Consider the following 18,192-nt stretch of genomic DNA (forward strand, 5'->3'; position numbering starts at 1 on the left):
GTTTGTTTCCCGTATTTACGTTTTATGCAGAAATTAAAAAAGCTCATCATTAAGCTAATTGAAACGACACAGCGTATCGTGAGACCTTTGTTCATAGGCTCTCCAACGCTAAGCCGTCTTTACTACCTTCTCTTTGACAGAGCATTTGGGTATGAGCAGCAAGCAATACTAAAAGCCAAGATCCAGTATGAAAAACATCAAGGTATTCAAGATAACTCAAGTGCTTTGCTGCGTCGTAATATTCATCGTCTAGAGAAGGGCTTGATCATGCGCCCTCGCAAAAAGGTTTTTGCATTAGATTATATTGAAGAAACGGTTTCTGTTTATTTGCGAGCTGTGAGCCTTGCGCATTTTGAGCGAAGTGACTTGATTTGGGCTCACTCAGTTTTGTGCCAATTTTTTGCTGTTTGTGACGTCGAACATCCAATTATTAAAGCCAGTTTTGCAGCTTTTAAAGCAGTTGACTTTGATGGGGAGAGTAGCTCTGTACCGTACTCTAGTAGTGAAAGAGCGGCCCACGAGATTAGCCCAAAGCAATTTAAAGCACTATGTAAAACAAGGCGCTCAGTTCGATGGTTTGAGCAACGAGAGGTTGAAAGGGAACTCCTTATTGAAGCTTTATCTATGGCCACTGAAGCACCAAGTGCATGTAATCGACAGGCTTTTGAATTTATGTGGATAGATGACGAAGCCACAAAGCAACAAGCGGTCAAATTACCCGGAGGCACAGCGGGGTTCGCATCTCAAATCCCCTGTCTACTGGCGGTAGTTGGAGATTTGTCGGCATACCCGTTTGAAAGAGATCGTCATGTTATTTATATTGATGCTTCACTAGCGAGTATGCAGTTTATGTTGGCATGTGAAACATTAGGACTTTCTACTTGCGCGCTAAACTGGCCAGAGCTACACACTTTAGATAAGCGAGCTGCAAAATTGCTTAACCTGCCACAACATAAGCGGATCGTGATGTTTATTGCGGTGGGATACGCCCTTGAAGAAGGGGGAATTCCATTTTCAAATAAAAAGTCGCCAGAAAAGTTACTTACACACCCGGATTTAAACAAACGTGATTAATATTGAAATAAAAGGTGTTCAGTTCTCGAATAAAGGGGCTGAGCTAATGTTGCTGTCTATTTTAGCGCAACTAGAAAAAGAAATAGGTGAATATAATTTAGTATTGTCACCTGGGCCCAACTTACCTTATAAAAAAAGAGCGCAACTAGGGGCCTTTCAAAAGCTAAGTTTCAGAAGGGGGTCTGTCGATCTAACGGGTTTATTCGGTAAACTGCCTCACATTATCAAGCGTTTACTTAAGCGTTATGGCATAGTAACAGAGGCTGATGTAGATGTTATTCTAAATGCAAGTGGGTTTTCTTATGGAGATCAGTGGCCGCTAAATGATCTGAAAAACGCAGCGAAAGAAGCGGTTAGATTCAAAAAAGCGGGCAAGCCATATATGGTGCTACCGCAAGCGCTAGGTCCATTTAAAAAAGCCGACCACGCAGCAGCAGCACGTACACTGATCAATGCGGCATCAAAAGTGTATCCTAGAGATAAAGCTTCGTTTCAAGCGTGTGAGGCCTTAAATAGTAGTGGCTCTTTACAGCAAAGCCCTGACTTTACTGCACTAATTGAACCGGAAATAATTGAACCATTTGCAACTAAAACAGTCTGTTTTATTCCGAATAATAAAGTTGTTTCAAGCTATCACCATGAAACTGCTCAAAGTGGTACTGAAGCGTATATTGGATTTTGGCGTCATCAAGTCGAGCTTTTTCAGCAATCTGGTTTTGATGTGGTTTTACTTAATCATGAAGGTGTGGAAGATAGGTTACTGTGTGAGGCAATAGCCAAAGGTATAGAAAGCAAAGTAGATATCGTCGATGGCCTAGGTGCAATCGAGATAAAAGCATTTTTGGGGCGTTGTGATGCCGTCGTCAGTAGTCGCTTTCATGGTTGTGTAAGTGCACTATCACAAGGTGTTCCTTGTCTTGCGACGAGCTGGAGTCATAAGTACGAAATGCTGTTCGAAGAGTATGGTATTGAGGAGAATATTCTTGATTACCTTGCAAGCACTGAAGAGGTAAGTGCTAAAGTTGAGCAATTTATAAATGGGCTAGACGAGCAGAAAAATGCAAGTAGCGCTCACGCTGCACAGGTCAAGAATGAAAATAACGCCATGTGGCAAAGTGTAATTGCTGAAATTAATAGTTATCAGTCGAAATTAAGCTGATAGAATAGTCGAAATATACACCTATAGGCATGGTTGCTAAATTTCGTAGCGATGAAGATTACTTGTAGGTAAAAACATATACTTTTCATCAAATATATAGGAGCTGAAGATGAAGAAACAACGAGGTTTTAGCTTAATGGAGCTGTTAATCGTATTGATTATTCTAGGGTTATTAGGTTCCTTGGTTGCTCCAAAGCTATTCTCTAAGGTCAGTTCTTCTAAGAAGAAAACAGCAGTAGCACAAATGCAAATGTTTGAAACGGCTATTGATACTTATCGATTAGACATGGGGACTGTTCCAGCCACACTAGAAGAATTAAGAAATAGCAATGCGGCGAACTGGGACGGCCCTTATTTACCAAAAGATATCCCCTTAGATCCTTGGGGTAAGCCTTACGTTTATACTGTTCCTGGTGCCCAGAACCGTCCTTACGACATAATGTCTTACGGCTTGGATGGTAAAGAAGGTGGTGATGGTGAAAGTGAGGATATAATTCATAAATGAATGAGTTAGAGAAAGTACTGCTTGAAGACTTTCATGTGGCAGTCAATGACCTTGAAAAGGCGAAATCATACCAAAGTCGCTTTAATGGGCGTCTTGAGCAAATACTCGTGAATATGGGGTGTTTGTCTGAAGATGAGTTATGTTCATTATTTTCAAAAGTTTTTGGTTACGAATCATTTAGACCAGATGAATATTCACAATGGAAAATTCCTGAAGGGTTGGATCCAGAGAAGCTTGAGCGACTAAAGCAGGTTGGTGCGCTGCTTCTTGAGTACAATGAAAGTAACTGGATCATTGCGTGCAAAGACCCGCTATCGATGGGCCTTGCTCATATAGTTGAAGAGGCTTCTGTAAGTTTAACAATATATGTCGCGACTGAGTCGCAACTACAAGAGTTTTTTTTCGAGATAGAGAGCAAAAAAGATTCTCAAGCGATTGAAGAACATTTGACTGGCGATGAAGAGGCTAGGTTACGAGAGCTAGCTTCAGAAGCTCCGATAGTTAACCTTCTTAATTCATTAATTACAAAAGCGTTAGCACGAAATGCTTCTGATATGCATTTGGAACCACACAAAAATAGGTATAGAGTTCGTTATCGTGTTGATGGCGTGCTTCATGAAGTGGATTCATTGGCTCCAAAGATGCAGCTTCCTATTACCACTAGGCTTAAAATTCTTTCTGGTATGGATATCGCAGAGAAGCGCCGTCCCCAAGATGGAAAAATAGAGCTACGTATTGCCAATCAAGAATTGGATATCCGTGTCTCTGCGCTTCCTCTAAACGAGGGGGAAAGTATCGTCCTGCGTTTTTTGAGAAAAGACTCAATTAGATATGATATGTCGGTGCTCGGTTTGTCTGAAGATACTCAGGGACTGATTAGTCAAGATCTGAAAAAGACAACTGGGGTGATATTGTTAACAGGCCCTACAGGGTCAGGTAAAACAACAACATTATATACGTTTCTCAATGAACTAAATACCGAAGACGTAAAAATTATTACGCTAGAGGATCCCGTTGAGTATCAACTTGAAGGGATCAATCAAGTTCAGGTTAACCCAGATATTGGTTTTGACTTTGCAGCAGGTTTACGCTCCATAGTTCGTCAAGACCCAGATATCATCATGGTTGGTGAGATCCGAGACAAAGAAACAGCACAAATTGCTCTACAGTCTGCATTAACCGGGCATTTAGTGTTCAGCACGGTGCATACCAATGATGCGGCAGGGGCATACACTCGATTACTCGATTTGGGCGTAGAGGAGTTTTTACTTAACGCCGCACTTGTGTCTGTCGTTGCGCAGCGATTAGCAAGACGTTTATGTTCGCATTGTGCAGAGCCTGCAGACAATGCAGAAGAACTGATCAATAAATACCCGCTGCAAGAAATAGCAGATATGGCGGGAATTAATACGCTTAATTTAAAACAGCCTAAAGGATGCGAGCATTGCAATAACTCCGGCTTTAAGGGGCGTATAGCAGTAAATGAGTATCTTCGCTGTGACGATGAAATCAAGGCGATCCCTAAAAATGATCAGTTTATTGGTAAGGCAAAAGCGCACAATAGGAAATTACAGCGAAGAGATTTAATGGAAGATGGTCTCTTTAAAGTTATTACTGGTGTTACCACAATCGATGAAGTATTAAGGGTTGCAGGGTAATGGAATTTGAGTATAAGGCGATCGACAGCAATGGCTCTCGGCATCAAGGCACAATTGAGGCAAATGATCTAGCGCAAGCTCAACAGCGTCTCAATGCAGATGGCCTTAGTCCGATTGAAATTAAAGCAATTGCTAAAGGAACCGCATTTTCTGGTTTATTTTCACAAAAGGTCACCTTAGATCAGCTTGAGTTTTTTACCAGCGAACTATCTTTGTTGCTAGAAAGCGGCGTTCGAGTAGATAAAGGGATCGATATTATTCGCCAATCCAACACTAACCCTGCTCTGAGTCGGTTGTTAAACCAAATTGCCGGTTCGATCAAAAAAGGAGATTCACTCAGCCAAGCGTTTTCTAAACATGAAGCCTTGTTTGGGCCTTTATACATTAGCCTGCTTAAAATTGGTGAAACATCAGGTAATTTGCCTGAGGTACTAAAGCGCTTAGCCGCGGATCTTAAATTTCAAAAAGATCTTAAGTCTCAGGTTAGCACGGCATTGACTTACCCTAGTGTGATTTTCTTTGTCTGTATGATGGCCGTATATTTTGTACTTACTTTTATCGTGCCGAAAATGGCTGGTATTTTCACTGATCTAAGCCAAGCACCGTGGTATACTCAGATGATAATTGGGATCAGTCAATTTTTTATTGAGTATCAAGCTCTTATTCTTATCGGTGTGACTTTGTCCGTTGTTCTTTCTGTATACGCTCTACAGAAACCAGACGTAAAAAACTGGTGTTATATACAAGTTAGTAAGCTACCTGGAGTAGGGCGCATAATCACAACTTCAGAAAGAATAAGGTTTGCTCAATCTATGTCAATGATGTTGGAGGCTGGACTGCAACTAGATACTACTTTAGAACTAACAGCCGAAACATTGAAGCATCCCGACTTTCGACGAGATTCTAAACAAGCTCTTCGACAGCTAAAGTCTGGGAAGCAATTAGCTGAAGTGCTAGGGAAAACGAGAATATTTCCTGATTTCTTTTTATCTATCATCAAGGTTGGTGAAGAAACTGGCCGCTTACCAACGGTCTTTCAAGAGGTGGCATCACGCTCTCGAAATGATCTAGAACTAGTGATAAAAAAGCTGACAACAATGCTAGAACCACTAATGCTACTTTTCATGGGGGGATTCGTTGGAGGTATAGTCATAACAATGTTGATGAGTATGGTTTCCATAAATGATGTCCCACTGTAAAAAAACATCTGGCTTTTCTTTAATTGAGTTAATGGTAGTGCTTGCTATTGTTAGCTCATTGATGATGCTTACTGGGGGCTAGTTGTCGAGAGTATCGCAAAGCAAACTCGGATAGTTGAGTTGAAAAAGGTTCAAAATATATTTAAGGTTTTGAGCTACAAGGCTTATTACGGTGGATATAGCTTTGAAATAGAGTTAATTGGTGATCAAATTCATGTGAAGTCGGAAACGGAGGAAAATACTATCAAGTTTAAAGAGCTCCGATTCAAGAACTCTAAAATTGTAATATCAACGAAAGCAAGTATTTCACCTCACAGTTTTATAATACTTGAAAAAAGTCATGAAAGAGAAGTTCAGATTGCTCCGCTATTCGAAACATATAACCAAGGTTAAGGGCTTCACTCTAATAGAAGTGCTCATTGCAGCGATTATTTTATTCAGTTCAATTGCTTTGGTTTCACAATTATTTAAAAGTGCTTTGGTCTTTTCTAGTAAAGCAGCCGAAGTAGCTCAGTTTTACCAATTAGCACCGAGCTTAGTAACATCTATAAAGTCTGAACTAAGATTAGTTGCTTCAACTAAGGAGGCAAACTATGAAGGAAAAGTAGAGCTATTAGGAGAGCGGTTTAACTGGCAAGCACGAAGAATTTTGTTCAATAATGAGCAAGGACGAGAAGATTTTTTTAAGAAAAACCAGCGCTTTGCAGTTTATAACGTGATGGTTACGGGTAGTAAAGCCAATGAGCAATTTGAGTTTGAGGTTGCCACATGGTAGCTAAAACTAAAGGCTTTACTTTAATTGAGTTACTAATTGCGACCAGTATTCTTACTATTGTGATGTTTTCAGGTTATTACAGTTACAGTGTATTTTCAAATCAGTGGAAGTCACGAACAGACTATTACTGGAAAGTAACCCAACGTTCTTTGGCTTTTGATGCAATATCAAGAGTGATCGAGTCAGCTTACCCTTATGTTGTGACCTCTGATAAGGGGGAACCTGCGCTGTATCTATCTGGTGATCAAGATAGGTTAATGTTTATTTCGCGCTCACCACTTTTTAGCCCTGAGAGTGCACTAGTCGAATTTAAACTAATTAATCGAGGGGAAAGTTTTGATCTTGCTTACAATGAATCACCTATGAGCGAACATTTAATTTTAAATCAATCTGATGAAGTTGAATGGAAGTATCAAGCTATATTGTTATCGGGTTTGTCTGATATCAAATTCTCTTATATAGGGTGGGGAGGGCTAGATGAAACCCTCAAAGCTGTATCAACAGATTCAGACCAGCAAGCAAATATTGATTTTAAAACTTACAGGCAGCATGTAATGGAAGATATGAGAATACTACCGTTACAAATTAGAATAGCCATAGAATCAGACGAAGGTAAAAGTGAAATGCATATTGCTTTACCTAATGGTTCCTATGCTGCTTTATTAGCATACTTAAGGGAAGAAGTTTAACGTGGAGAAGGTAAAGGGTATTGCCTTAATTCAGGTGCTTATTATTTCCTTGGTCTTATCGCTGCTAGGTATTTTTATATTACAAACAGGTCAAGAGCAGGTTAAAACATCATCGCAAATAAAAAAGTCATTTGAGTTGCGTCTTCAGCTTGAAAGTACAGAAGCCCTTTTGACGAATGCATTATTAACTGCACCTAATTACAATGATCCCAACAATGTAAATGAAATAGCGACGATTTGGAATTTTCATGGTTCGGTGTTTAAGATTAACGGTGTTGAAGTTTCAATCCAAGATCTAGGTGGTTTAATAAGTTTAAATACAACCGGAGGAGATCTCATTGGAGACTTTCTTGTTTACATGGGGAGTGAGCAAGCGCAAGCTAAGGAGTTTGTAGATTCACTCCGAGATTGGAAGGATGAAGATTCGAGAGTTTTTAGGCAAGGAGCTGAAAGCGAGTACTATAGGAATAGTAATTTAAAAGGTGCCCGTAATGGATATCTCCAGTCTTTAGGAGAGGTGCTGCATATTAAGGGTGCAAAAAAAAATCGCCTAGATAAGTTGCTTCAGTACTTTACCGTTGAGCACGTCTCTGGTTTCAATCCGCTAAACGCTCCTAAAGAGGTAATGGCCTCATTTGTTAAAAACAAATCTACTGTGGAAAAGCTTTTAGAACTGCGTGATAATGGCCAGCTTAGTGCGAATGTTTTCTATAAATATACAGGTTTCTCCAGTGGTGAGTCTCTTACGTTTTCGACTGGAAACTTACTTAGAATAACCATGAGGGTTAAATCCGATGACCAAACGCTTTCTAAGCAATTTATTGTAAATTTGCGTGTAAGGTCAAAACATCGTCCTTTTGTAATGACAGATGTCAGTTGGAATCTTGAATGAAGTTTATAAACGATATCACAAAATATTTAGGTGTTCATAAGTTAGTTCGTAACCATGTTGGGTATTATTGCGATAGTATCTATTCACTTTCGGACAGTGGGTTTGTCGAAGCACCCTCTACCCCAAAAGTGTTAATTTTAGCAAGAAAGCATTTTAAGGAAACGTGGCAAACATATCCCTCAGTTAGTCATAATGAACTTAGGTCGATACTAAGCTTACAAACTGAGTTGGAATCAGGATTAGTCAAATTTATACACAAAAAAAATGATGTTCAAGAAGGGTTTGATGTTCAAACTCTTGTCATCGATAAAGAGCTTGTAGATTATTATCCTCACTGTATCTATATCCCGGAAACAGAATTGGTAGGGAGTATGAAAGGAGAAAATGAAAGGGTTTATGAGCTAGAAACGCCTATAGGAGTGCTTTATTATTCTTCTGGGGGAAAAGTTCTAGTGTGTACGAGAATGCATTAGTGAGCAATATAGATCGGTTTTGTTTATCAATGGGTATCTCAGATTCGAAGGAAAAAGTCCGGCTAAATCAGAACGACTACTCAGGTTATTTAGTAAAAAAAATAGAAAATATCAATTTAACCGAGCTAATTAATTTGGCTGTATTCGATAGCAAAAGAATCTTTAATTGGAATTACGTCCATGGGCTATACCTTGTTCCTCTTTTTACTGCACTTTTAGTTGCTGTGGGGGCAAAAGTTTTTACTAGTATTGAGTTATCAAAACTGAATTCAGAAATTACTGAAAACTCTGCTCAAATTGAAAGCTTGCTGTCGCAAAGCAACAAAGTGGAGCAGCTTAAAAGATATGTAATTCAGACCAATGATAACTTTAGTCAGTATCCGCAAGTGCATAAAAACTGGCAGATCGCATTTGAAGCCATAAATAGTGGAATGGACATTCAGCAGTTTTCTGGTGAAGATAATAACGTTACGATTAGAGGGTTTGCGGATTCAGCCTCTCAAGTTTTAGAGTCTATAGCTCGCTCCTCGATGATAGAGAGTGCTCAGTTTTCTGGTTCGGTTATGAAATCTGGAAAGAGAGATTATTTTGTATTAGAGCTTAAGGTTAAGAAGACGAATGAAAACTGAGCTTTTAAAGTATAGGCATTACCTATTAGTACTTTTTGGCTTATTGCTATACATGTATGTAATAGAGCCTTTGTGGTACTCCGTAAAAGAAGATATTCAAGAGCAAGTTTTATTAGCACAAAGAACACAGAAAATTAATTACTTAGTTAATTCTCAAAAAGAAATTGAGAGCAACCTAAGTGCATTACTAACTAGTAGTGCACAGATAAAAGATTACGTATATCCGTATTCGAGCGAGTCTGATTTTAAACTTAAAGCCCAAAGCCGTGTTGAAAGGTTGCTTACTTCACTGGATTGCCAAGTTGAAAGTGTCGGGTGGGGCGGGCGTGATGAACTAATTGATAAAGTTGAATGGTACTTGGATGTTAGATTTCGAGGTACACCTGATTGTGCTTTACGGTTTACAAGAGAATTTGAATCTCAAACGCCCCTAGGTAGAATTAAAAGTTATTCTTATGCTGGAAGAGAAGTATCTGGCAAGCCAAACAACCGCATGGTCATCATGTTAAAGTTGGTATTTTGGCAAAATAATAGGGAAACACTATGAAGTGGTTTTTAGTGTTGTTGAGCGTTAGTACGGTTGTGTTTATGTTATCTGGGCTTGAACTCGCTGGCCAACAAAGTAAAGACAAAGAGTTACCTGATAACTCTACTACTATAAATTTCGTGCTGCCAACTCAAGTTGCAGAATTAGAAGTTGAGCAACAGTGGCTTTTTCGGGATAAATTACCCGAAGAAAGTGCCGAAAAGAACGATAAAGAGATGAAACCTGCAGAAGTAGAGGGGGGCTCTTGATAGCCGGAGAAAGTTATCAATTTTTAGGTATTTTTCAAAAAGGTAAGAACCCTTTTGTAGTTTTGAAATCGAAGGATGCTGAGCTATTTAAGTTAGAAAAGGGAGACGAATTCAAAAGCTCTAAGCTTGTTGATATCAAGGGTAATGAAATTACTGTGATTAACAGCGAGAAAGAGTATAAGTTTAAATTGTTTGAGAGAAGTAACAATGGCTAAGACAATAACTAAATCGACAATCATGCTGGTGCTTGCCTTTAGCCTATCAGGGTGCAATTCGACTATAGATCGTAACAAGGAAGTGAAGCAGGTTGTTGTCGAGACCTCCTATTTGAATACAGATAAAGTCGCTATGGAGAGTCAGGCGTTTGAGACAACGAATGAACAGGATAAAAAAGGTGGTATTCAAAGATTAAGCTCTCTTTCTGATATAACCTCGAATGGCAATTTAAATATAGACTTAGCTCGAGACTTTAGCGATAAAGTCGAGCGTAAAATATCAGTCAATGCACTGCCTTTAAATGACTTTATCCATTACACTTTTGGTGAATTGCTGGATGTTTCTTATCTCGTTGAAGCCAAGGTTAAAACGACTGAAACACCAGTTACGCTGGAGTTGAAAGAAAGTGTGTCAGAACAAAAGCTATTTGGCTTGATTTTGCAGGTACTATCTCAAAATAATGTTGCTGTATCAAAAAGTGAGGGGGTGTATTATCTTCATCACTTAGCTAGCGATGGTCGTCAGAATCGAGCGTTTGGCTTTGGCCGCAACCCAAGTGATGTACCTAATGTGGTAACTGAAGTCGTACAGCTAGTGCCGATTCGATATGGGATGCCTCCAAATTTAATTAATATTCTTTCGCAACTTGTTGATGCTGAAGTTTTGTTTGATAACGTGCAGTCAATGCTTACTATTCAGGGAAAAAGAGAGCAAGTTTCGCGCGCTATTTCGCTAGTGTCACTTCTTGATAGCCCCGTTGTTTACAATAAAGCCACAGCTATGCTGACTTTTGAATATATTAGTTCAGAATCTTTTATTGAGAAAGTAACGGGGATCTTGAAAGAAGAAGGTATAATTGTAGCTGATAATTTAAGGCAGGCGAGTGTAAAATTCATACCGCTCGAACATTTGGGGAAAGTTGTAGTATTTGCCACCAGTGATCAAATTATTGATCGCATTAGTTATTGGAGAAATGAGCTAGATAAACCTTCAGTGGGGGCTGAGCAAAGTTTTTATATATATCATCCAAAGTTTGCTAGGGCGTCAGACCTAGGTGAAAGTTTAGCACCGCTATTAGGAGGGAGCTACTCGAAGAATGATAGAGGGTTTGACGAAAATAGTTCAAGTAGTTCAGCATCTACTCGTTCTAATAATACGAGACAAAGTTCATCAAATAAAAGTAGTGAAGCTATAGAAGGTGAGCAGATACGTTTAGTTGTGGACGAAAGAGCTAATGCGCTAATTTTTTATTCGACGGGGCGCCATTATCAAGAGCTACTGCCAATAATCAATAAGCTAGATATCATGCCTAAGCAGGTAATGATGGAAGTAGTGATTGCTGAGGTGAAGTTAACTGGGTCGTTCTCAAAAGGGGTTGAATATGCGCTGCGAAGTGGAGCCAGCTCATCTTCAGAGCGCTTTAACTTTAACTCAAAGGACGGCTTTAACTACTCTATCGTTGGCTTGCCTGGAACGTTTAGCATTAATCTGAATCAATCTAATGGGCTAGTGAATGTTTTATCAAGACCTTCTTTATTAGTTAGAGATGGGGTATCTGCTAATATAAGTGTAGGGGATGACATTCCAACGGTTGGAAGTACTACAACTGACCCAATTAGTGGAGACCGGCAGACTACAGAGCTACAATATCGAAAAACTGGAGTTAATTTAACTGTCACACCTACGGTCAATGCAAAAGGTACGGTAATTATGAGTATCGAGCAGAATATCTCAAATGTATCACCGGACAGTAGTGGGGCCGCTGGAAATCCCGCAATTTTCGAACGAACATTATCAACAGAAGTTGTAGCATCAGATGGCCAAACTGTAATGTTAGGTGGTCTGATTAGTGAAAACTCCTCAAAAGGAGCTACCTCTATTCCTCTTTTGGGTGATGTACCACTTCTTGGGCATTTATTTAGAAGTGATAATTCGTCTAGTGATAAGACCGAGCTTGTGATTTTGGTTACTCCAAAAATTGTTCATGACACAGCCGATTGGGAAAGAGTCAAAGAGAGCTTCCTTCTAGGGCTAGAAAATGTGAAGTTTTAAAAAAAAAAGCTAATTTGAGTTGAAAGTTCTGTAGTTAAACGCTAAGTTAGAGGCCAGTTTATGGTGGCAATAGCTAAAACAACTTTGTGCAGAACAATAAAGCTAACGCCAAATAAGACTAACATTCGAGTCGTAATAAAATTTTAACCTACAGAGAGTAGGGTCTATTATTGTGCTTGAGTTTTGACATGAAAAATAAAGAGCGAGTTACTTAAATAACTTGCTGTGTAAAAAGTAAGCAAAACGCGTTGTTTATGTGTTAATTACTTGACATGTATAGATACACGCCTTAAATTTGCAATGCTCCGGCAAAACTCCAGCTGGAAATAATAAATTTGGCTTTATGTATTCATTAGCATAAAGTCAGTTTCATGAAACTAGGAGAATGGAAATAATGAAACTATTCAAAAAAGCACTAGTAGCAACAGCAGTTGTAGGTGCATTCGGTGCGCAAGCAGCGACTATCTCAAGTGATGCGCTTAAAGTATCTTCTGAAGGTATTGCAGCTAAAGTTGCAAGTTCTGCAAGCAAAGTATCTTTTGACATCGTTGTAGATAAAGAGCACCCATCTTCGTCTGTTATCACTTTATCTTTTGATAAGAACGTAGACTTAATGAGCACGCTTGCTTGTACTGGTACAGTTACTCAAACAGTTAGCGGTGGTAAAGCTTTCTGTGGTAGCATCGGTTTTGATTACGGTACAGGTAGCTTTACATTTGATAACGTAACAGTTAAAAATGGTGACGCATCTAAAGGCGAAACTGATTCAATCAGCTTCAAAGTAAACCTAGGTAACCCACTAACAGCTAACTCAGCATTCCGTGTAGTACTAGGTCAGCACGATTTCGATGCTAATACAACTGGTACAGATACGGTGCACGTACTAGGTGCTTCAACGCTTTCTTATAAGTCTGAAAAAGCTGATAAGACAGTTATTGAAACAGGTACTGGTGTTCTTGCTGTTGAAGCAAATCAGTTTGCGTTTGACGTAACAACAAAGCTTGACGGTGTTATTGAGCGTAATGACGCGACAGCTTGGAAAACGACTGGCTCTGTAGCTGGTAACGAAGTTGATGAACTTAAGTATACATTCACTAACAAAAGTACACTTCTACGTGCAATCGCTGTAAACAGCGTAGTAGCGAACTTTGCTGGTAACTTTAAAAATGTAGATAACTTCGCTGACGGTGCAACTTCAGGTCTAGCTTCAGTTAAGGGTACTGTAACAACATCAGCTACTGCACCTTCTACAGATGCAGATAAAGTAATTGTTACTTTCGCTAATACAAACTACACTGGCGAGCAGAAAGATACACTATCTTTCACTAACAAAGTGAACAATGCAAACCCTGCTGTTAAGCAATCTATCCCAGTAACTGGTGATGTGACAGGTTCAGTAGTAATTACTGGTACTAACGCAACACTTCCTGCTGGCGGTTTAACTGTCGAAAGCGGCGTAGATGCTGGTAAGTGGGTGATTGATGCAACTATCATCAACGTTCCTTACGTTCCTGTAAACTATGAAGATACTGATACATTCATCCACTTCGCTAATGAAACTAGCAAAGAAGTTGATGTTATTGTTACAGCTATCGACCAAAATGGTGTTGAATACGGTCCACTTAACTACGGTAAACTAGCTGCTAACACAGTAACTAAGCTTCCTGAGCCTAAGATGGACGAAATCTTCAAGCTAAATGGCGCGAAGACAAAACTAAGCGTTACATTTAACATCGATGCTAACAAAGGCGATGTTACTGCTTACGCTGTTAGCCAAAACAGCAAAGGCCGTACAGAGATCTCTACATCTCAACAACGCGGTAACTAATCTTTACGATTAAAAAAAACCCGGCTTTTGCCGGGTTTTTTGTTTTATCAGAACCTGGAGGTAAAGTTTGTACAAACTGACTATTTTTATTGCGTTATTGTTGTCACCACTGCACTCAAAAGCTCATTGTGAATATGACATAAGTTTTCTTACCAATCCCATTAAAAAACAACAGAGTATAAACCTCTCAGATAAAACAACGCTCCATATTCAACAGCAGCTTTCTAAACAGACAGTGAACAATGCTGTCATTGCGAGTAATGTCACATGTCAAGTACTTGAAGGGGCGAGTTTTTCTGGTGATCAAGCAGAGTTCAAAAAGTTACTAAATAATACTGTTCATGGTCTTATTAGTGCTGAGGCTCAGGACTTGAAAGTGACACTTGTTGGTTCTGACGATGCAGTTTATCAAGGAAAGCATCCAAACTTAGAATATACTTTATCAACAACATTAAGTGGAAATGAGCAAATTATTTATAATCTAACTTTTGTGAACAAGCTGAAAAATGAATCTTTGACTGTTTCAGTAAGCGGTAACATTATAAATAAGGAATTATTAGAGAGTGAGTTTACTCGCATATTATCGAGTTTAGAGTAAGCATTGCGAGTTCATGTTGGCTGAGAGTTAACACAATTATTTTATCTAATTGAGCCATCTTTTTGAAAAGTCAAAGAGGTGGTCAATATTAATGTGTGACTTTGCTATCTAGAATTAAAAAAGAAGGCTTGTTAAGTTGCAAAAAGTAAACAGCTTGAATCTGCGGATAAGCGCTCGTATCAAAACTAATGGCTGATGAGGGATTTTAAATAACTACGTGTCGGAGCAAAAAACACCATAAATCCAATACCTGCAACACCATAAGCAACGACACTGGCAATGGCTGCCCCAACACCTCCATAGTGTGGTATCAATAATATATTAAGCAATACATTCACAACTGCACCCATTAAGTGGCTATGTAGGCTTAACTTGTGATTGTTGGATAAAATCAACCAGCGGCTCATAAACGCACGACTAAAAATAAAGAGGCAGCCAAAAATATGTACCTGCAAAATAGCAATGCTGCTGCGATATGCGTCACCAAACAAGAACAAGATGATTGGCTCTGCAAGCCACAGTGTCAGCGTTATCACTGCGACTGCCGCAACGGTCGAATAAGCGTAAAAGTGTCGCTGTAATCGCCAATACTGAAATTTATTAGCATGATAGAGGCTAACGAGCCTGGGCATAAATACATTAGCAATTAACACAGGTAAGACATACCAAAACTCAGAAAGCTTCGCCGCAGCGGCATAATAAGCCACTTCCTGATCGCCTATCATACTTGCCAGCATGACTTGATCGATTTTTAAATACATCACGGCGGCAAGACTTGAAAGTAGTAACCACTTTCCTCGGTGAAGTAAGATACCTGCACCTTTGTACATGCGTTTGGCTGTATTAAGTTGTGCTTTTTTTAAAGGTGGCTGGCGGCGCAGCAAAAACAGATACGCCATTGCCAGCAGTGCATATTCGGCACCGCTCAAGAGCACCCAAATCACAATCGGCGATTCCCATAGGATTGCTAATATAAGTGCGAGTTTACAGCTAAGCTTTATTAGCAGTCGTGGAACAAGCGTTGTTGCTACTTCCTGCTTAGCGATGAAGAAAAATTCAATAACGGTAGCGGCATTACCTACTTGCAATGCCACGAGCAATGCCACTAGAGCGGCCTCAGTTGAGTCGAGCACGAGTAACCCGCATAAATAGGCGAGTGGAATGATAGCAACTGAAAATACGAGCCGAACCCCAATGGCTGCAAATAGATAAAACGCTGTATTATTAGGGTAGAGGGTAAAGTATTTGCTGCTGACGTTGTTTAACCCCATTTGGGTAAACACTAAAAACAACGAACCAAAAGCGACAATACTGGAAAATTGACCAAAAAGTTCAGCGCCCGCATATCTCGCCATTAATAGGGCGCTGGCAAAACTAAAAAATAAGACGGTGAAACGTTCAACTACTAATAGCGAGCTATTAATGAGTAGTTTACGCTTCACTCAAATTTCTCCCTTGCCACGTCAATATTTATTTTCTCTTGCTCACACAGTTTAGTTAGGTGGGTTTTGATTTTTTTAGAATTAAAATACTCAGATAGGATGTCTACCGTGTGTTGATTTGCACTACTCACCTGAGCCTGGGTTGAGTTTTGCTGTTCAATAGCGAGCTGACGGCTAAACTTATGTTCAAATCGCTGTCTAAAACTGGCAAGGTTATCAAGAAAGCCAACGAGTGCGAATAATTCTAAATTTTCTATGAATAGATTGTGATTATCCTTCGCTTCAGCCATCGATTTTGGGTAATGCCCGTAAATAAAGGCACTCTGTGTGTTTGCCATTTGCCAACCTCTTTCGCCAAAGATGATGGCATCGGCTTCTGCGATTAAGTCATCTGTTGGGTGGTTGGTTGGCGGCATTATCTTTAAATTATTCGTAAGCTTATTAAAGATATAATTTGATTTTAGTCTAGCTACCGGATCTCTAAGTACAGTGATGAATTGTACTTGGCGATATTCATCTAAAATCGCTCTGTTGAGCCCCCAATGGCCGCTAATATAACCACGCTCAAGAGAGAGAAAATAGCGCATTAAGCCTTGGAGTTGAGTGAGGTGATGATGTCCAAATTCGCATTGGTCTTCAAGTGTGTTGATGTCTCTGCCAAAACTTCCAATGCTCGCCGCGATACTTGTATCTCTACATAAACGGTTGTCAGAAGGCGTGGCCAATGCTTTTCGCAGGGCATGATCAATGGCGCTGCCACCACATTTTCCAATATGAACAAATGCTGCTCGTTGTTGTATTGGCGTATTAGTAACAGGCGTAACGGTAAGGTGATAGCCAAAATGGTTGGCGGCATTTCTGACAAGCTGTTTCAGCATAATTAGGAATAACAACATTAAATTTTTCGCTATTCTACCACTTTAGGCGTCAAGCAGAAATAGCCAGTCTCCAACTGGATACTTTCCATTTAAGGATTTTTTTATACAAATTTGAGACATTCTACATAAGTGACTCTTATAAGCGCTTGCTATATAATGCGTCCTTGCTTGCGCCTATCCGGCAAGTGATGAATTATTCTCATATAGGTCATTTTAAGTGGTATTAAGTAACATTATCATTTTTTTTGCAGCTTTTCTTAGTCTGTTTTTTTTCAGAAAGCTGGCAAAAATTATCAATTTAGTTGACGCGCCAAATGAGCGAAAAAATCATAAAGGTCGCATCCCTTTAGTAGGGGGAGTTGCTATTTTCGTTATTGTGTTTTGTTACTTGTGGCTATCTGGCAATGGTATGACCAATGTAGATGTTTATCTTATTTGCGCCGTTAGCTTACTTATCATTGGTGTTATTGACGATTTAATTGACGTTTCATTTAAGTTGCGCCTGATTGTGCAAGCTGGTGTCGCCTTTACGATGATTTTCTTTGCTGATTTAATGCTCTCTCAGGTTGGTCAGTTACTTGGATCTTTTGCTCTTAATATTGGCACGTTTGGAGTAGCTGCTACGGTGATTGCTGTCGTTGGAGCCATCAACGCATTTAATATGGTCGATGGTATCGATGGCTTGTTAGGTGGGCTGGCGACGGTCTCCTTTAGTTCCATGGCTGCGTTGTTTTATCTTGCAGGACTTACTGAACTATTTGCATTTTCTATCGCGATTGTGGTGGCGACATTACCTTATATTTTAATGAATTTAGGGATCCCATTAGGTCGAAGATTCAAAGTATTTATGGGCGATGCCGGTAGTACGGTGATTGGCTTTACTGTGGTTTGGCTGCTACTTGAGGGATCTCAAGGCGAGATTATCGCCATCAATCCAGTGACCGCGTTGTGGATTGCTGCAATCCCGATCATGGATGCTATCTCCACCATAATGAGAAGAATTAAAAAAGGGCAGTCGCCTTTTAAACCAGATCGTGAGCATCTGCATCATATTTTACAACGACTAGGTGTTGGACCAAAAATGACTCTGCTTGTTATTTGTTCAATTGCTAGTCTCTTTGCGCTCATTGGTATACTCGCCCAACTTAATGAGATCCCTGATTACTTCATGTTTTATGGCTTTATTCTTTGCCAGGTAGTTTACAACCAAATTATGCTCAATATTTGGAAGTTAACTGTATTTGCACGCAAACTATTAGGTATTTCGCAAAAACAAGAACAAAACGAAAGTGAAGAAAGCACTGGGCTGTAAGGCTAATTACAGGCTTTC

General features: G+C 39.6%; 19 protein-coding genes. 17 read left to right on the forward strand and 2 right to left on the reverse strand.

Translation table 11 applies throughout. The features are described 5' to 3' along the window. Positions 1–24 precede the first annotated feature (24 nt). From GSF13_RS07805 to GSF13_RS07885, 16 genes are all read left to right on the forward strand, one after another. A complete protein-coding gene (locus GSF13_RS07805; protein WP_206471502.1) occupies positions 25–1,074 on the forward strand; it encodes a nitroreductase family protein in 1,050 nt (349 codons plus the stop codon). Positions 1,075–1,120: 46 nt separating this feature from the next. Beyond that, complete coding sequence (locus GSF13_RS07810) at positions 1,121–2,233, forward strand: polysaccharide pyruvyl transferase family protein (protein WP_249122750.1); 1,113 nt, start codon at positions 1,121–1,123, stop codon at positions 2,231–2,233. Positions 2,234–2,342: 109 nt separating this feature from the next. Next, the gene (gspG, locus tag GSF13_RS07815) at positions 2,343–2,738 is read left to right on the forward strand and encodes a type II secretion system major pseudopilin GspG (RefSeq protein WP_211867732.1); all 396 of its coding nucleotides are present in this window, start codon (positions 2,343–2,345) and stop codon (positions 2,736–2,738) included. Beyond that, positions 2,735–4,396 carry a GspE/PulE family protein gene (locus GSF13_RS07820; protein ID WP_211867734.1) on the forward strand — a complete coding sequence of 554 codons (1,662 nt, stop codon included), beginning with the start codon at positions 2,735–2,737 and terminating at the stop codon, positions 4,394–4,396. Before gspG ends, GSF13_RS07820 begins: the two co-directional genes overlap by 4 nt. Beyond that, complete coding sequence (locus tag GSF13_RS07825) at positions 4,396–5,595, forward strand: type II secretion system F family protein (RefSeq protein WP_211867736.1); 1,200 nt, start codon at positions 4,396–4,398, stop codon at positions 5,593–5,595. Before GSF13_RS07820 ends, GSF13_RS07825 begins: the two co-directional genes overlap by 1 nt. A 340-nt stretch (positions 5,596–5,935) precedes the next feature. Further along, on the forward strand, positions 5,936–6,370 hold the full coding sequence (locus GSF13_RS07835; RefSeq protein WP_211867740.1) for a type II secretion system protein: 435 nt from the start codon (positions 5,936–5,938) through the stop codon (positions 6,368–6,370). Beyond that, a complete protein-coding gene (locus GSF13_RS07840) occupies positions 6,364–7,059 on the forward strand; it encodes a prepilin-type N-terminal cleavage/methylation domain-containing protein (RefSeq protein ID WP_211867742.1) in 696 nt (231 codons plus the stop codon). The genes GSF13_RS07835 and GSF13_RS07840 overlap by 7 nt, the downstream gene beginning before the upstream one ends. Before the next feature lies 1 nt (position 7,060). Then, entirely contained in the window at positions 7,061–7,951 is an 891-nt protein-coding gene (locus GSF13_RS07845) for a type II secretion system protein GspK (protein WP_211867744.1), read from the forward strand. After that, entirely contained in the window at positions 7,948–8,424 is a 477-nt protein-coding gene (locus GSF13_RS07850) for a hypothetical protein (protein ID WP_211867746.1), read from the forward strand. The genes GSF13_RS07845 and GSF13_RS07850 overlap by 4 nt, the downstream gene beginning before the upstream one ends. Continuing rightward, positions 8,424–9,053: a hypothetical protein gene (locus GSF13_RS07855; RefSeq protein ID WP_211867748.1), complete on the forward strand. Its 630-nt coding sequence runs from the start codon at positions 8,424–8,426 to the stop codon at positions 9,051–9,053. The genes GSF13_RS07850 and GSF13_RS07855 overlap by 1 nt, the downstream gene beginning before the upstream one ends. Continuing rightward, on the forward strand, positions 9,043–9,600 hold the full coding sequence (locus GSF13_RS07860; RefSeq protein WP_211867750.1) for a hypothetical protein: 558 nt from the start codon (positions 9,043–9,045) through the stop codon (positions 9,598–9,600). The genes GSF13_RS07855 and GSF13_RS07860 overlap by 11 nt, the downstream gene beginning before the upstream one ends. Continuing rightward, positions 9,597–9,848, forward strand: coding sequence for a hypothetical protein (locus tag GSF13_RS07865; protein WP_211867752.1), 252 nt, complete (start codon positions 9,597–9,599; stop codon positions 9,846–9,848). The genes GSF13_RS07860 and GSF13_RS07865 overlap by 4 nt, the downstream gene beginning before the upstream one ends. Continuing rightward, positions 9,845–10,063, forward strand: coding sequence for a hypothetical protein (locus GSF13_RS07870; RefSeq protein WP_211867754.1), 219 nt, complete (start codon positions 9,845–9,847; stop codon positions 10,061–10,063). Before GSF13_RS07865 ends, GSF13_RS07870 begins: the two co-directional genes overlap by 4 nt. Beyond that, on the forward strand, positions 10,056–12,116 hold the full coding sequence (locus tag GSF13_RS07875) for a secretin N-terminal domain-containing protein (RefSeq protein ID WP_211867756.1): 2,061 nt from the start codon (positions 10,056–10,058) through the stop codon (positions 12,114–12,116). Before GSF13_RS07870 ends, GSF13_RS07875 begins: the two co-directional genes overlap by 8 nt. 394 nt (positions 12,117–12,510) lie before the next feature. Continuing rightward, positions 12,511–13,944 carry a hypothetical protein gene (locus tag GSF13_RS07880; RefSeq protein ID WP_211867758.1) on the forward strand — a complete coding sequence of 478 codons (1,434 nt, stop codon included), beginning with the start codon at positions 12,511–12,513 and terminating at the stop codon, positions 13,942–13,944. A gap of 67 nt (positions 13,945–14,011) precedes the next feature. Next, positions 14,012–14,542, forward strand: coding sequence for a hypothetical protein (locus GSF13_RS07885; protein ID WP_211867760.1), 531 nt, complete (start codon positions 14,012–14,014; stop codon positions 14,540–14,542). A gap of 185 nt (positions 14,543–14,727) precedes the next feature. Here the strand turns inward: GSF13_RS07885 and GSF13_RS07890 are convergent, their stop codons facing one another. Together GSF13_RS07890 and GSF13_RS07895 are read right to left on the reverse strand one after the other, a co-directional pair. Then, the gene (locus GSF13_RS07890) at positions 14,728–15,984 is read right to left on the reverse strand and encodes a flippase (protein WP_211867762.1); all 1,257 of its coding nucleotides are present in this window, start codon (positions 15,982–15,984) and stop codon (positions 14,728–14,730) included. Further along, positions 15,981–16,880 carry a hypothetical protein gene (locus GSF13_RS07895; RefSeq protein ID WP_206471486.1) on the reverse strand — a complete coding sequence of 300 codons (900 nt, stop codon included), beginning with the start codon at positions 16,878–16,880 and terminating at the stop codon, positions 15,981–15,983. Before GSF13_RS07895 ends, GSF13_RS07890 begins: the two co-directional genes overlap by 4 nt. Before the next feature lie 199 nt (positions 16,881–17,079). Between GSF13_RS07895 and wecA the strand changes: the two genes are divergently transcribed. Beyond that, on the forward strand, positions 17,080–18,174 hold the full coding sequence (gene wecA / locus GSF13_RS07900; RefSeq protein ID WP_206471485.1) for a UDP-N-acetylglucosamine--undecaprenyl-phosphate N-acetylglucosaminephosphotransferase: 1,095 nt from the start codon (positions 17,080–17,082) through the stop codon (positions 18,172–18,174). Positions 18,175–18,192 lie beyond the last annotated feature (18 nt).

The sequence above is a fragment of the Pseudoalteromonas sp. M8 genome, assembly GCF_018141365.1.
Classification (GTDB): domain Bacteria; phylum Pseudomonadota; class Gammaproteobacteria; order Enterobacterales; family Alteromonadaceae; genus Pseudoalteromonas.

Excerpts from the sequence above, each read along its gene's own strand:
- GSF13_RS07805 (WP_206471502.1), top strand. The coding sequence starts at position 25 with ATGCAGAAATTAAAAAAGCTCATCATTAAGCTAATTGAAACGACACAG.
- GSF13_RS07810 (WP_249122750.1), top strand. The coding sequence starts at position 1,121 with ATGTTGCTGTCTATTTTAGCGCAACTAGAAAAAGAAATAGGTGAATAT.
- gspG (WP_211867732.1), top strand. The coding sequence starts at position 2,343 with ATGAAGAAACAACGAGGTTTTAGCTTAATGGAGCTGTTAATCGTATTG.
- GSF13_RS07820 (WP_211867734.1), top strand. The coding sequence starts at position 2,735 with ATGAATGAGTTAGAGAAAGTACTGCTTGAAGACTTTCATGTGGCAGTC.
- GSF13_RS07825 (WP_211867736.1), top strand. The coding sequence starts at position 4,396 with ATGGAATTTGAGTATAAGGCGATCGACAGCAATGGCTCTCGGCATCAA.
- GSF13_RS07835 (WP_211867740.1), top strand. The coding sequence starts at position 5,936 with ATGAAAGAGAAGTTCAGATTGCTCCGCTATTCGAAACATATAACCAAG.
- GSF13_RS07840 (WP_211867742.1), top strand. The coding sequence starts at position 6,364 with ATGGTAGCTAAAACTAAAGGCTTTACTTTAATTGAGTTACTAATTGCG.
- GSF13_RS07850 (WP_211867746.1), top strand. The coding sequence starts at position 7,948 with ATGAAGTTTATAAACGATATCACAAAATATTTAGGTGTTCATAAGTTA.
- GSF13_RS07860 (WP_211867750.1), top strand. The coding sequence starts at position 9,043 with ATGAAAACTGAGCTTTTAAAGTATAGGCATTACCTATTAGTACTTTTT.
- GSF13_RS07865 (WP_211867752.1), top strand. The coding sequence starts at position 9,597 with ATGAAGTGGTTTTTAGTGTTGTTGAGCGTTAGTACGGTTGTGTTTATG.
- GSF13_RS07875 (WP_211867756.1), top strand. The coding sequence starts at position 10,056 with ATGGCTAAGACAATAACTAAATCGACAATCATGCTGGTGCTTGCCTTT.
- GSF13_RS07880 (WP_211867758.1), top strand. The coding sequence starts at position 12,511 with ATGAAACTATTCAAAAAAGCACTAGTAGCAACAGCAGTTGTAGGTGCA.
- GSF13_RS07895 (WP_206471486.1), bottom strand. The coding sequence starts at position 16,880 with ATGTTGTTATTCCTAATTATGCTGAAACAGCTTGTCAGAAATGCCGCC.